Origin of the sequence: Rathayibacter sp. Leaf185 (assembly GCF_001423885.1) — a bacterium.
GTDB lineage: Bacteria > Actinomycetota > Actinomycetes > Actinomycetales > Microbacteriaceae > Rathayibacter.
Genome location: NZ_LMPP01000001.1, coordinates 1,049,639 through 1,063,799, shown reverse-complemented (window position 1 = coordinate 1,063,799; position 14,161 = coordinate 1,049,639). Strand labels below are relative to the sequence as shown.

The window sequence follows — 14,161 nt, the reverse complement described above, 5'->3', positions numbered from 1 at the left end:
CTCACTTCAGTATCTGAAGCAAATCCTACCGGTCCTCCTCCCCCGAGCGAGCGCCCGCGGCAGGAGACTCAACACGTGAAAGCACGATTCGTCGGCCAACCCGCGCAAGGCCAACCCAACCTGCTCGACTTCATCGAGCACGTCCTGGACAGCGACGCGGATCGCCTCGACATCGTCGTCGCCTGGGCAAAACGTTCCGGACTTGGCCGGGTGATCCCTCAGCTCACTGACTTCCGAGACCGCGGTGGATACGTCCGCATGATCGTCGGTGTCAGTGAGGGCGGCGCGACGAGAGAGGGCCTCGCTCTCGCGCAACATCTCGCCGACGACGCTTACGTCTTCCACGACCCGCGTCGCACCTTCCACCCAAAGGTGTACCTCGCGACCGGCCCTCAGCAGCACTCCCTGTTCGTCGGCTCCAGCAACATGACTGCCGGCGGACTCGGCTGGAACTACGAAGGATCACTTTGGCTCGACGGCACCGGTGACCTGGACGGCCCGTTCGCAGAAGTAGAGAGCTGGATCGCATCGCTGCTGGCCGAGCCGACAGCGTGCCAGCCCCTCACCGACGAACTTATTCAGAACATGCTCCGCAGCTCGGACATCGCCATCGGAAGCGAGGATGCCAGCCGTCGGGTAGTGCGGCCGAAACAGGACGCCCCGGAAGACACCGACAGCGTAACGTCCGGCACGGCACGAGGGCTTTTCGGCCCGCCCGAAACCGCTATGCGACCCCTACCGCCGCTCGCGCCCGGTCTCATTTCTAAGAAGCCCATAACCCCCGGGAAGAGTAGCCAAACGCTTGAACCGGCGCCTACTCCCGTTGAACCGTACGTCGATACACCCCTTCCAGAGGCTTGGGTGATCAGGCGTTGGTTCAAACAAATGGACCACACGGCCGCGCAGAGGCCGAGGGCCGCGAACAGTAACCCAACAGGGAATCTCCGGCTAAGCCAGGAGGGGTTCCCACTCAATAACCAGACATACTTCATTTCTGATTTTTTTGGCGGCCTGCCCTGGACGCCTAACCTTGACAATTTGAGCGAGATGGAGGTTAACGTGACGTTCGACGCCTATATCAACGGCGAAACGCTTGGACCAATCGACCTCCGGGTCAGCCACAACCCCAATCGCACCGCTGGCCAGAATAATGTACCGACCGTCCTGCACTGGGGCTCCGAACTTGGTAAGCTGCTCCGCAAGACCAATTACATCGATTACTACGTCACCCTGGAGCGTATCGTGCCAGATCAGTTTCGAATCATCATTGCGCCGATGCCCTCGGGAGATTTTGCGGCCTGACTGGGATCAGAATTACGCGGAGCCCTCGTCCTACGGGCGCAGCTTCCTGAACCAGCGCGCGAGCCGCGTGCGTGGCCTTGAGGTAATAGGAACCGGTTCCCGTTCAGCGATGGAGCGTTGCTCCTTTCGTGCGTGGTCGGCTTCGCGGTTAGCTTCGACCTTCTGAGCCGACCATTGGTCCGACCAGATGACGTCACCGCGCCGAATCAAGTAGTGCGATCGACACGGAAAGCTCCAGTTCCCGATAGACGGTGTCAGGCTGACGGAGACGCCGTTGAAGATGATGGACCAGTCGTCGGGTGACAGTGGAGTGACGACCTTGATTCCGCATCCACATGCGCAGAGGTGAAGCGCGCTGGCGTAAGGCGTGGAGACGTAGACCGTCCCCGGGGCGGGCGTGGTCGGGAACTCGTCGTCGAACTCATAGTCAAATCTTTGGGTTTTCATGACGGGTCCTCGTTTGCGATCGCGTTGCTGTCGATCATGTAGATCGAGGTGTCGGTGACGTCCAGGTCGAGGAAGAACCCGAGATGCTTCTTGAACCTGATGACGGCGAGGGCAGCGTTCAACGCGTTGAGGTCGGCGATCTGGATGTTCTGCGTGTACTCGTTGGCGCTGTCGTCGCCGAACGAGATCCGGCTGCGTGCATCGGCCCGGCTCTGCTGGTCGTTCCGGCTGAGGGTTGTTCTGACGAGGCCGCCGAGTGCGCCGAGTCGCTCGTAGATGCCCATGCCGACGTCGATGAAGTCGATTCCGACCACCTCGAGGTGCGTGACAATGACCTCCTTGGCCGGGCCGTCGTCGATCGCGAGGAACACGAAGTCGGTGTCGTCTAGCTGGCTCAGGTTGGTGGCATCGATGTTGATCGGGTGTGGGAAGATTCCCTTCCTCATCGCGGCGTATCGGCCCGCGAGGTAGTTGACCTTGTATGGGGTGGAGCCAAGTTCGTCGAGGGTGGGGGCGCCGGGAGCGCGGAACGCGTTGTGCTGCAGGAAGCGATCTCCGTCGAAAAGGTGGAGTTCGCCAATGGGTGTCTTGGCCAGGAGGTCGAGGATATAGGCGCCGGTGCCGCCGACTCCGATGATCGCGACCTTACCGATTTGGAGCTTGCTGGCGATCATCGCGATCCCCGCTCGGCTGGAGGCGGTGTCAAGGTAGTTGAACACGCTGGTGTCGTCCTCATCGGTGACGGGCGCGAAGGTCTGGGCGATTGCGTCTGGATCCAGGGCCTGGGCTTCCTGCAGCAAAATTGTCGCGTATGTGCTCATCTTTGCGAAGTAGTCCGGGTAGAGCCCGGAGGGGACCGGCTTGTGCGAGAACATGAAGTTCACGGCGAGATTCGTCGTGAGCTGGGCGTCGTAGACCGCGTGGATCAGGTTGTCGAGCGGGGTGCCGTCTGCCGTGCACGGCGTCTCGCCGATGAAGTAGACCACGTGGGTGTCTGGTGTGGTGGTGGTATCGCCGCTGAGGGTGAGCGTGGAAACGAGGGAGCCGTAGGTGACCTGGCGAGCAGCGTTGACGTAGGGGACGTGGGAGAGGACGAGGTGCCCGTCGATGACGGACACCTCGTATCCCTGGTCACGCAGCTTCTGCAGGTCGGCGCTACGACTTATCAGTCGCTGTGACATTGAAGATGGTTCCGTTCTTGATCGTGACGGTCTCGCCGGCGCGCAGCGTTCCGGTGGGACGGGGGCCGACGCCTCGGGTGTAGCCGACCGTGTAGATGAGCTGGGAACCGGTGGGCGGCACGGGGAACGCGAGCCCGACGATGGTCTCGAAGGAGACGATCGGGCCGGCGACGGTGTGCCTCTCCGTGTTGACTCGGATTTCGAAGGTGGTGCGCTCGGGCACCTTGGTGAAGAAGCGATCGCCGTCTCTGATGAGGATGATCTCGTCTTCGGCGATGGGATCGTCGAGGTCGTCGTAGATGTCCTTCCAGATGCGGTGATCATCCGGAATCGCCGGTGAGGTGAGCTCGCGCAACTTCTGCTCGATAACGGCACCGGCTGGGACCCGATAGGGCACTGAGTCGATGTAGATGGTGATGGGCGTGTTCGTGAAGAAGCGCAGGTCGCTGGCGATGGTGATGGTGGACTCCGGCGGAACCGGGACGTCCTGCGCGTCCGGGAGGTCGAGCCACAGGTCGTTGGCCGCCGGGCTGGTGAGTTCCCGCAGTTCCTGCCCGGTGATGTCACCGTGCTCGAGCTGGAAGGTGGTGTTGTCGATGGTGATTACCGCGGAAAGCGGCCGAGCTGGGTCGTTCATTTTTCTCCTGACCGGGCCCAGGATGAGCCCTCGCAAGGAACAGACGATGTAACTCTGAGGCTTCGTCAGGCGGCGCAGTCGGAGCAGATGCCTTCGGTCGCCGATGCCTCTGCTGACCCCTTCAGGAGGAAGCAGTCGGTGCAGAGGAATTCGGCTGGGGCTGTGATGGAACAGGCGCAGCGGCCGCACTCGGTGCAGGTCGACTGATGGCAGACGGAGCAGACGTCTTTCGGCCCGGCCAGGAACTCGGCGGCGCAAGCAAGGTGGGGGCACACGTACCAGCGACCGTACGGAGCGCTTTCGTGTCGGGCGATGGACAGTGTCCACGGCACTCGTTCGATCGCGGCGACGATGATGAAGCCGGTGCCGGCAGGCGTGGCTTGCATGAAATAGATGTCGCCGGCCAGTGCTGCTCCGTAGGCGAACTGTCCCCGCGCCGTAACTGTCTCGTTCGCGTGAGCGCGCTCAATGGCCGACCAAATCGGCGTGGCAGTTTGGTCACTTCGCTGCCCTGGGCGGATCGCGGTCGTCGATGTCGCAAACGTGACGATGCCGTCGGCATTGAGAACGACAACGTGGCCGTCGCCATCAATCTGTCGACGAGCTCGCATCGCGACCGCTGAGCGAGATACCGTCCCGAGCGTCTGCCAAAGCTGAACGACGGATTCGGCGGAGGGCGTCCCTCTGCCGAGCAGACTGGATGCGGCCGCTTCCGGGATCAGGATCGCTGCGGCAAAAGCGTCGCAAGCCTCCTCCTCCAGCGCAGCTCCACCGTCCGGACGCTCCACGAGCGAGTTAAGAAGTTCCTCGTCGGTCATTTGAAGGTGATGCCCGAGCTCGTGCAGAGCGGTGAAGTTCATCCGCTGTCGGGTCTCGGAGAACGCAATACCGATCCGAGGCGGTGTTTCCTCCCCCCGGTAGAGTCCGGCTACATCACATCTCGAATCTGACTCCGCTCGCGAGGGTTCGAAGTCAAAGACGTCGACTTCGTTCCACTCCTCCAGCCAGCGGATGGGGTCTTGACGGATCTCCTCCAGCGAGACGTCGCCTCGAGCTTGCAGCGACGCAATCATGCGGCTGACATGGTCCGGAGCATCAAGTCGCGCGCGGATCCGGGCAGCGCGGTTGACGTCAGTCATCACGCTCCAGCTCGGACTGTAGGTAGCTATGGATTCGCGCACGCACGCTCGCGGTCTCGAGGTTGTTGCCCTGCCGCGCAGCAAGCGCGTACGAGCCGTAAGCCACGGAGCGCCAGGCCTCCGAGTCCGACTTACGGCGCTGTCGCGCCAGATTGCGCACTGGTCTGCGGTAAGCAGCGGACTGCAGCTCGTCCTGCCACTGCTGGGGCAGAGTCGGGTTGGAGGAAAGGATCTCGTGCGCGGTCAGAGGTACCGCGGCCGCGAGGGCTTCCGCTTCCTCAGATGTGACGGGTCGCCGGTTACGAAGGATGTTCGCGCCTACGACGAGGGGCTGGCCAAGCGCTTCCGCGATTTGCCGCGGAGAAATGTGAAGTCCCAGTAGACGCTCACGCAACGTGCCGTCACCTTCGCTGTCCCTGGTCAACGCCGCGAGCGTGTCGAGGGGTTCGGTCATCTGTGATTCGAGGACCTGATTGATGATCCGACCCGTCGTCTGTCTTGTTAAGGGGACGGATCCGAACGCGGCATCGAGGGTGAGCGGCGCGATATTTCGGGCCTGGCTCCAGAGAACGACGGCCGGCTGCCCCTCGAGCGCGACCTGATCCTCCTCGTTGAAGATCAGGTCGTCGAAGTCAAAGAAGAACGGAGCAACGCGGATCGAGATCTCAGTGGCCTCGAGGATGACAACGAGAGTTGCAGTTTCATCCCAGAGAGCCCGCCAGACCTGACCAGGCTCGGGCGGGAGCGCCTCGACCTGTTGGGGAATCTTGATCCTCCTGCCCAGCTCAATCAAGTCGGCGCGGGTCAGAGGAGGTAGGTCGATCATGACGACGTCCTCTCTGTAGTCGGTGATCTCACGTGAACGGACGACCTAACTTGCAACCATGCCGGAGGGCGAACACCAACGCGCAGCGAGGCTCACTGCATCACGCCCGACGTCGCTGCCCCCGTAGATGCGAAGACGCTCGAAGAGCGCGTCGCGGGCGGGGTTCAACGCCGACAGGTCTGCGGCCGTGCCCACGTTCCCCAGGATACGGATCTCCGCAACGGACAAGTCGTTGTAGATCGTTCGTGCGAGCACCGCGACCTCGTCGTCTAGGTCAAGGGACAACGTAGGCGGTGGACTGCTCGCCGATCCGGGCGACGTCGGTTCGGCGGAGTCGAGGGCGAAGCGGCGGTAGAGAAAACGGGCGAGGAGCTGAGCGCGCATCGCGCCAGCGGTCCGAAGCAAAGCCTCGTGACTCATAGTGAGAAGAGACTCGCGAACGGGCCCCGGCGTCGGGCCGGCACTGTTCAGGCGATGGATCGGCGCCACCTGCACGGATGCTGTCACGCGCTCCAGGTCCTCGAGATCTTCGGTCCACACGGCGGAGCCGTTTGCCGGGATCGTCCACGCTTCTTCGCCGGCGAGCAGCGTAGTCGCACTGACGAAACGCGCGTCCTTCCCGAGCAGACCGCGCAACCGGAGCCGAAGCTTTCCGACCGGGGTCGCCTTCGCCTCATCGATCATGAACCGCCGGATGGACGTGAGTAACAGCCGCTCCAACGAGCGGTCGTCCGTCGCTGACACCACGCACCCAATCGCCATACCGGACCCGCGCGTACTGGACAGAATGCTCCCGACGTAATCCAGAACGGCCTGGTCGGACCAGTTCCCGTGCCCAAGTGGAGGGGGAAACGAGTTGGTTCGACCCGTCTGGCCCACGAGGCGAATCAACAGATCGACCGTTTCCGATCCAATCACGCCCGACTCAGACAGCTCCTGAAACGCGGACATCGACACGACCTTCGACTGAAGAGCAGACTTTCGACCAACCTAGCGCCAACGACGGAGTGATTCCGCGCGCGCTGAGGCGTGGTCGAGATGCCCCACAAATCACGCCGTGCCGGGCGCCGGAACCACTGCTGCACGTCCAATCGTGGCGAGTTGCTTGAGTATCTTCGATGGCGGCGCGGAGACATCAATTCGCACAATCCTCACCACGATGTTCGACTCCCTCACCGTCGCCCTACGTTCCCTCGTTGCGTCGCCGTCCGAGATGTAGATGAGCGTCCCCTCAGCGAGTCCGAGCACCGTGCAATACGCGAGCATTTGATAAAGGTCTTCGACCCTCGGAACTCCGAGCTTGTACTTGGCGTCGATGACGACGAGCGGCTCGCCGTTGACGAGGTGGACGAAGTCGGGCCGGATCGGCTGCCGACGCTCGACGTCGAGATGCGTGGCGAACTGGCCGACGCTGACGCCGCGGGAGATCTCGGCGAAGGTCGCGCTGAGCGATGCTGTGACGAAGCCCTCGAATACCTCCGCCATGTTGACGACGAAGGACGCGACCGACCCGCCGCCGCCCGTCGTGGATGGGGTGAGGCGAGCGAGGATCAGCTCGGCGAAGCGCAAGGCTGGTTGATATCGCTGGTTGAGCCGCGACGGCTGCCACTGCGGTGTGCCGGTGCCCGGACGCAACAGGGTCGCCTCTGACAGCTTCGATTCGAGATGAAGGAGGCGCCGCCGGGTGTCCGAGGTCACTCGGGGAATCGTGAGTAGGAGTCGCGCAGCGGCACGAAGGATCTGGTTCTCAGCGATGTCGGCCGAGTAATCGTCCACGGTCAGCTCGACGGGGAGGAGTCTGCCACCGCGACGGGACATCTGATCAGAGAAGCGAATGCGCCCGCGCACGGTGACCGCGCTCTCGTCGAGGCGACGGTAGCCCTGCAGAATGCCGCGACCGACTGCCCGCTCGGCGACACGGGCGTAGGTCTCGGCGATCGCCGGGAAGATGTCCGATCCGGCACCGGAGACCTCTTCGGGACGAAAGCCAGGATCGGCTGCGTACCCGAGCATAAACAGGACGGACGAGAACGACGCCTTCGGGTGCACGACGAATTCGTCGTCACGGATCGCTACTGAACCGACCCTGTTCAGTAGCGGCTTCAGCTCTGCACCGCATGCGGTGATCCGTGATTCGAGGAGTCCGCTGCTGCACGCGCGGTCGATGACGTCGAGGGCGAACGGCGCGGCCGTCCATCCGCCGTTCTCGTCGAACTCGACGCGGGTCATTCGAGCGGGGCCTCGTCGACCGACTCGTCCGGCTCCTCCAGAGCACCCGGTTCGAGAGCGGCGAGCCCGAAGGTCGCCCGGATCTCCGCCCGGGACAGTCGACCGTAGTAGTGCTCGTCGAGCAGAGGGAGGATGTCGTACTCCCAGATCCGAGCGAGTCCGGCATCGGTGCGCGCGGAAGCGCCCATGAGATACGACGGGCCGATCTGGAAGTCGCGGTCGAGGTCGCCGATCCGCTCATTGAGCTGCCGGAGGAGGCCGCTGCGGCTGACCTCGTGGCGCTGCGCCTTCGACCAGCGCTCGATGAGGCCGAGGACCGGCTCCTGGGCCGGGTGCAACTCGACAAAGGAGAAACGACGCCGGATCGCCGCGTCCACCAGCGAGATCGACCGGTCGGCCGTGTTCATCGTGCCGATGACGAAGAGGTTCTCGGGCAGGCGGAACTCCTCTTCGGGCGAGTACTGCAGCGAGACCCCCGCATCGCGGTACTCGAGCAAGAGGTAGAGCTCGCCGAAGACCTTCGCGATGTTGGCGCGGTTGATCTCATCGATGATCAGGACGTGCGGCACGGTCGGGTTGGCTTCTGCCGCCGCGGCGAGGAGGCGGACCGGCCCCGGCGCGAGGCGGAAGCTCGCCGCGCCGTTCTCGTTGACGGTCGGGCGGAAGCCCTCGAAGAAGTCCTCATACGAATAGGAGGGGTGGAACTGCACGATGCGCACCGCCCCCTTCGGAGCGATGAACTCGGCGAGAGCGCGGGCGAGATAGGTCTTGCCCGTGCCGGGAGGGCCGAAGAAGATCGCCTGTCGACGCTCCTCGAGAAGGCCGAGCACCTCATCGAGCCAGGCGGAGTCGTAGTGCAGGCGATCCGCGAACTCGGATGTGCTGCGGGGAAGGCGGAGCGGTCCTGGCGCGGGGGAGGGCGACGGGGCGATCGGCTCCGGGACCAGGAAGCTGACTTCGCTGATCGACGCAGTTGCCGCCAGGGCGTCGAGAACCGCGTGAGGCACCTCCGATCTCGAGACCGGCGACCGCCACTCGACGGTTCGAGCCTGTCGGGCATCGATGCCTCCCACGACTCCCCAGTGGATCCCGTCGGACGCGTCGACGAAGACCTGGTCGCCGGGCTGCATCGTGATGAGGAGCGTCGCCGCAGCATCGACCTTTGCGAGGACCTCGGTGACCGGAGGCCGCGATCCCGTCTCATCGACCGACGGCTGGCTCCACGAGCGGAGTGCTTCGTCGCGAAGGCCTCGGCGGCCGCCCTCGGTCGGCGGCGTGAAGTGCAGTGGAGGAAGAGCCAGCGGCGATCCGGGGACAGCGGAGGGGACGGCCCATCCGCGCTGCTGAACCGATGGCTTCGGCAGCCACCACTCGGCGTCCCATGGCGGCGAATACCAATCGATGTCGAGATCTCCGCTCGGGTCGAGGCGGTCTCTCAGGGCGAGGAGATCGCGATCGACGTCGTCGGTCACGGCAGGGAGCGCCGCCATGAAGGTGTCGCGGATGGTGTGCTTCTGCGCGATCGAGACGATGCGCTCGAAGTAGGTCGGCCAGGTCAGGGCGAGGAGGGAGCTGCGAATAGGAGCGACGTCCGGCTGCACGTCGAGGGTGCGGTCTCGGAACAGCCAGGGATCACCGAGCGCTGCCTCCCGCGCGTCCGGGTCGAGCTCGTCCCAGTGCTGCACGAAGTCGCAGAGCCACTGCACGTGCTGAGCGATCTGCTGATTGAACCCCTGGCCGCCGTTGAACACGCCGCGGGTATCGAGCGCGTCGACGATCACCTCGGGGACCTGTGGTCGGTCGGGCAGCACATCGAGGATCTCCTGCAGCAGCTGGAGCTTGGTCTGCGGCCGGATGTTCGTGAGAGGGAGGCGCTGCAGGAAGCAGAGCTCGGCGGCGAGGAGGACGACCGCGCGCGGTTGACCCGAGATCAGCTGAACGAGTCGCTCGCGGAAGCTTCCTCCCGAATCAGGCGCATCGACTGCCTGACGGAGAGCCGCCGCCGCCTCCGCCGTCCAGGTGATCGTCGTGCCATCGAAGACCGACGCCTCGCGCCTGAATCCGGCGTCGAGGACGACGCGAGCGGCCTGAGCGATGGCGGACCGCTCGGCGCGACCCGTCTTGGCTGTCCTCTGGTCGCGGTCGGCCGGGGCTCCGGGATCGACAGTGCCTCTGATCGCAGCGCAGTCGGAGCACCAGCCCGGGTGGTTCAGTGACCGGAGGTCGAGGTCCGGAGCGGTACGCCATGCCTCCGCGGCATCGTCCTGCGACCAGACACGGACCGGACTCGACACGCCGTGCGCGCAGCCGGGCAGGTGCAGCTTGCCCGACGGCGCCTCCTCGTAGCCGTTCTCGGACTCGGCGAGACCCCATTCGACGCCGCCGAACGAGCGGGTGGAACCGGGGATGCGGCCTCGCGCACCGGGCACGGTGCTGAGGACCACGAACCCGAGACCCTTCAGAACCCGCTGCGCGAGTCCGGAGCCGAAGTCCCGCTTACTGAGGTCGGTCGCCTCGGCGAGCACCTGCTTCACGGGATAGCGGCGGCCACCGACCTCCATGAAGTAGGTGCTCACCTCATCCGGCGGAGTCGTCGCGAGGATGCCCTCGACCTGCTGCCGGGTCAGTTCGTATGTGGTGCCCTTGATTGTGAACTGCACTTCGTCCCCTTTTATCCTCTCCGCGAGTCTGCCGGATGGGGCCGACATTCTCGGCGACAACCCGATAGCCGGTCGAGGTGCCCGTCATCCTTCCTCAGGCGATCAGTGCCTAGACTCACGCACCCTCCCGCCGGGCCAGCCATCCCCGCGACTCACGTGGCCCGTATTCGAGCTTCGCGGTGCTCTTCTCATCCACGCAGATGGGTTGCCCCCTGGATGCGAAGGCCCTCAGAGCGACGGCTCGCTCGCAGTGCGGCTGAGGTCTGCGCCTTGCTGCGCCCACGGCGAGGTCCGAGAATGCAGAGATGCCCTCCTCGACATCACGCCGCAGGCCCAAGGCCTCGCCACGGTCGTGATCGATACCGCGTTCGACTTCCGTTCCGATTCTCCGCCCGGGCTCGATCCTGATGCACACAGTCCCACCCTCCGCCGATATCACCAGCTTCTGTGGAGCAGGCCGCTACCGGACGGCACGACGTTCGAACTGCGGACCGACGTTCCCGGTGCTTACCTGCTTCACGAGTCGGAGCTCGGACGCTTCCGGCTCTCGAGCGACACCGTCGCGTCGTCGCACCGGAAGCGCCTGCCAGCGCTCTACGAGGCGATGCCGGCCGCTGAGAACGAGGCGTTCCATGCTCTCGGCTACACGATCGGCGGCTCGATCGTCTTCCCAGGAAATCGGATCGGTTCTGCTCGGACCCTAAATCAGAGTCGTGGAACCAACCGGCGTATCGAGGATCGGATCGACCTCACGATCGAGTGCATCCGTCTGAACTACTTGGGTGCGAGCAGCCCACTTTCGTCCACGCTCGCCCTGTACAACGAGTTCTTCGCGCTTTTCGGGACTTTCGAGGATTACGTCAGGTTCTTCCTGCTCCAGGATCTTGTGAACGGCGACGGCACGGTCCGCTTTCTTCATCCACACGACGGGTTCGATGGCAGGGCTCTTCCGGCGTCGGTCCCGTCATACGCCGCATACCGGGCGCGCGTGGTCGAGTTCCTCCACGCTCGGAACAACCGCATCGCCGGACTTGCCCTCTGACACGGCTGCTCAAGTAAAAGACGATCGCACCAGTGAGGGATGCGCTCGACTGCCACTGGTGTCGGGAGGCTGTTTTGACGTCCCGCGCCCCGAGCCAGCCGTCTGTCGTCTCTTCGTTGATCGTGGCGGCGAGGCTCCGGGCCATTGCACGCGGCTCGTGTGAACTCAGCGGTGAGACCGGTGGTCCACGCCGCCGGTGCTCTAGCTCCATGCGCCGCCTGACAACCCCTAAACCCGCGCCGATTCGCGCCTCGCAAGCCACCCCCGCGACTCCCGCAGCCCGTCCTCGAGCGACGCGGTGCTCTCCTCATCGACGCAGATCCACCCGGAGTAGTCCGCACGGTCGAGCGCGTCGAGCACCCCGCCGAGATCGAGCACCCCGTCCCCCGCAACCCGCCACTCCCCATCCCGCCCGACCGGCACCGAGTAGTCCTTTAGATGCACGTTGTCGACATACGCCCCGAACTCGTCGATCAAGCCCGGCAGATCCTCGACCCCCGACCGCGCCAGATGCGCCGTATCGACGGTCAGCCCGAGCACCCCCGGCTCCACCCCGTCGAAGAACTCGCGGAAGTCCGTCAGCTCCATCACCGGCTGATCGGTGTGATGGTGCAGCGAGAACGCCACCCCCGCCCCCCGCGACCGCGCAGCGATCTCGAGCAGCGTGCGGGCGAACGACCGCCGCATCGAAGCATCCACCCCGTCGTGCGGGTGCCCGTGGCAGAACACGATCCGCTCGGCTCCAACCGCGGCGGCGAAGGCGATGGTCCGCCCGATCCGCTCCTGCCCCGCCTCATCGAGGGAGTCCCCGGTGATGAGCGCCGAGTAGATCCCCGGGTCGTCCCCCAGCTCGGCGAGGGCACGAGACGGGTCGTCGATATAGGAGGAGTACTGCGCCCCCTTCAGCTGCAGACCCTCGTACCCCTCCTCCCGGAAGCGAGCGATAAGAACGGGAACCGCCTCAGCCTTCAGGAACTTCGAGAACGCCAGCCGCTGCACGCTCATTCTCCGATCACCTCGCGCTCCGCCGTGTCGAAGATGATGAGCAGCTCGCACTCCTCGTCGCCGATGTTGACGGCGTTGTGGGTGGCGCCGAGGGGGATGGAGATGGTGTCGCCGGGGCCCATCTCGATGTAGTCGTCGTTGACGCGGTTGCGGATGCGGCCACGGATCACGGTGAGCACCTCGTCGCAGTTGGGGTGGTGGTGCACGGGGTTGTTGCGGCCGGGCTGGATGAAGCACTTGCCGACGGTGAGGACGTCGGAGTTCCCCTCCGAGCCGGCGATCATCCACTCCAGCCGGCCCCACTCCTGCGGGGCCACGGTGGCGGCGCCCTGGGGCACGAAGCCTCCGCGGCGGGTCTGGTTCTCGATCATGTCGTCTCCTTCTCATCGGGGCGCGAGGCCCTCGGTAGCAATAAGGGGCGCCCGGCCTACGCAGGCCGGGCGCCGAGCGGGGCTCAGCCCCCGAGCTGTGCGACCTTCGCGTCCAGCGCCGCGCCGACCTCGGCCGGGGTCAGCTGCCCCTGCGCCATCAGCTGCAGCTGCGCGACCATCTCGACGTTCAGCGCGTCCTGGTAGCGCGGCCAGGCGGCCTGCGGCAGGTAGACCCGTCCCTCCTGCAGGGCGAGGAGGTTGGGCGCGAGGTGCTCGTCGATGACGGGCTCGTAGTTGGTGGTCGTGGTCATCGAGTTGGTCGCCTGCTGGAAGGCCTCGACGCCCTCGGGGCTGGCCAAGAACCCGAGGAACGCCTGCGCCGCCTCCGGCTCCTTGGCCTTCGCATTGATGACCCAGCCGGGGGAGGCGTTACCCGAGAACCACGGCTCGCCGTCGGGCTGCGGGAAGCCGGCGATCTTCCAGTTGAGATCGGGGTTCAGCTCGGGGACCTTCGTGACGTTCCACGGGCCCATCGGGATCATCGCGGCGCGGCCGGTGACGAACTCCTCGAGCACCTGGTCGGCGTTCACTCCGACCACGTCCTTCGAGATCAGGCCCTCGTCGAACAGCTCGGCCCACTGGCTCAGCGGCTCGGTCCAGTTGTCCTCGAACGAGCCTCCGCCGTCGAAGGCATCGAGGTCGCTCACGCCGTTACGGGCGTTCGCCGCGCCGACGCTCGAGGCGATGCTGTCGGGCAGCTGGCCCCACGGCTCGAGGTAGGGGGTGACTCCGGTGGGCTTCAGATCGCGCAGCAGCTGCACGAACTCGCTCCACTCGGTCGGGAACTCGTCGTAGCCGACCGACGCGATCAGGTCGGCGTCGTAGGCGAGACCGGTCGACCACGACGAGATCGAGAGGCCGTAGGTGCGGCCGTCCCGCCCGCGGATCTCCTTGTTGAGGGGCGCGATCGCGTCCATGTAGGGCTCGTCGGTGATGTCTAGCACGAGCTCGCCGTCGATCAGGTTGGTCTTGTTCTCGGAGCCCATCACGAAGACGTCGGCGGCGGTGCCGGCGAGCAGGCGGTTCTGCAGGGTCGAGATGTACTCGGCGACGGGCGGGGCGTGCGAGACCTCGACGCGGATGTCGGGGTTCGCCTCCTCGAAGGCGGCGACCACCGGCTCCATGGTCTCGGGGTTGTCCCAGGTCATGAAGGTGAGGGTCGTGCGTCCGTCACCACCGCCTGATGCGGAGCAGCCGCTCAGCACGAGGGCGAGAGCGACACCCCCGAGGAGGGCGGTGCGGAGGCGGGAGCGGTGCGACAT

At 65.0% G+C, this 14,161-nt stretch carries 13 protein-coding genes; 2 read left to right on the top strand and 11 right to left on the bottom strand.

Annotated elements, in window-relative coordinates:
* Positions 1-75: 75 nt before the first annotated feature.
* Positions 76-1,302 carry a phospholipase D family protein gene (locus ASG06_RS19440; protein WP_162239001.1) on the top strand — a complete coding sequence of 409 codons (1,227 nt, stop codon included), beginning with the start codon at positions 76-78 and terminating at the stop codon, positions 1,300-1,302.
* 30 nt (positions 1,303-1,332) lie between these two features.
* Here ASG06_RS19440 and ASG06_RS20675 read toward each other — a convergent pair whose 3' ends face one another.
* The 8 genes from ASG06_RS20675 to ASG06_RS04995 form a co-directional block, all read right to left on the bottom strand.
* Positions 1,333-1,749 (bottom strand): DUF6527 family protein, encoded by a 417-nt coding sequence (locus ASG06_RS20675; RefSeq protein ID WP_442965596.1) that lies wholly within the window; start codon positions 1,747-1,749, stop codon positions 1,333-1,335.
* Positions 1,746-2,930: a ThiF family adenylyltransferase gene (locus tag ASG06_RS05025; protein WP_056039335.1), complete on the bottom strand. Its 1,185-nt coding sequence runs from the start codon at positions 2,928-2,930 to the stop codon at positions 1,746-1,748. Before ASG06_RS05025 ends, ASG06_RS20675 begins: the two co-directional genes overlap by 4 nt.
* A complete protein-coding gene (locus ASG06_RS19435) occupies positions 2,905-3,567 on the bottom strand; it encodes a multiubiquitin domain-containing protein (RefSeq protein WP_082498951.1) in 663 nt (220 codons plus the stop codon). The genes ASG06_RS05025 and ASG06_RS19435 overlap by 26 nt, the downstream gene beginning before the upstream one ends.
* A 65-nt stretch (positions 3,568-3,632) precedes the next feature.
* Positions 3,633-4,706: an ImmA/IrrE family metallo-endopeptidase gene (locus tag ASG06_RS05015; RefSeq protein ID WP_056039332.1), complete on the bottom strand. Its 1,074-nt coding sequence runs from the start codon at positions 4,704-4,706 to the stop codon at positions 3,633-3,635.
* A complete protein-coding gene (locus tag ASG06_RS05010) occupies positions 4,699-5,532 on the bottom strand; it encodes a hypothetical protein (RefSeq protein ID WP_056039330.1) in 834 nt (277 codons plus the stop codon). The genes ASG06_RS05015 and ASG06_RS05010 overlap by 8 nt, the downstream gene beginning before the upstream one ends.
* A 45-nt stretch (positions 5,533-5,577) precedes the next feature.
* Positions 5,578-6,489 carry a hypothetical protein gene (locus tag ASG06_RS05005; RefSeq protein WP_056039327.1) on the bottom strand — a complete coding sequence of 304 codons (912 nt, stop codon included), beginning with the start codon at positions 6,487-6,489 and terminating at the stop codon, positions 5,578-5,580.
* Between the two features lie 93 nt (positions 6,490-6,582).
* Positions 6,583-7,761: an McrC family protein gene (locus tag ASG06_RS05000; protein WP_056039323.1), complete on the bottom strand. Its 1,179-nt coding sequence runs from the start codon at positions 7,759-7,761 to the stop codon at positions 6,583-6,585.
* Positions 7,758-10,421, bottom strand: a complete 2,664-nt coding sequence (locus tag ASG06_RS04995; RefSeq protein WP_056039321.1) for an AAA family ATPase — start codon at positions 10,419-10,421, stop codon at positions 7,758-7,760. Before ASG06_RS04995 ends, ASG06_RS05000 begins: the two co-directional genes overlap by 4 nt.
* A 352-nt stretch (positions 10,422-10,773) precedes the next feature.
* Here ASG06_RS04995 and ASG06_RS04990 point away from each other — a divergent pair, with 352 nt between their 5' ends.
* Positions 10,774-11,463: a DUF6994 family protein gene (locus ASG06_RS04990; protein ID WP_082499034.1), complete on the top strand. Its 690-nt coding sequence runs from the start codon at positions 10,774-10,776 to the stop codon at positions 11,461-11,463.
* A 228-nt stretch (positions 11,464-11,691) separates the two neighbouring features.
* Here ASG06_RS04990 and ASG06_RS04985 read toward each other — a convergent pair whose 3' ends face one another.
* From ASG06_RS04985 to ASG06_RS04975, 3 genes are all read right to left on the bottom strand, one after another.
* Entirely contained in the window at positions 11,692-12,468 is a 777-nt protein-coding gene (locus ASG06_RS04985) for a sugar phosphate isomerase/epimerase family protein (RefSeq protein WP_082498949.1), read from the bottom strand.
* On the bottom strand, positions 12,465-12,839 hold the full coding sequence (locus tag ASG06_RS04980) for a cupin domain-containing protein (RefSeq protein ID WP_082498948.1): 375 nt from the start codon (positions 12,837-12,839) through the stop codon (positions 12,465-12,467). The genes ASG06_RS04985 and ASG06_RS04980 overlap by 4 nt, the downstream gene beginning before the upstream one ends.
* Positions 12,840-12,922: 83 nt before the next feature.
* On the bottom strand, positions 12,923-14,161 hold the full coding sequence (locus ASG06_RS04975) for an ABC transporter substrate-binding protein (protein WP_056039311.1): 1,239 nt from the start codon (positions 14,159-14,161) through the stop codon (positions 12,923-12,925).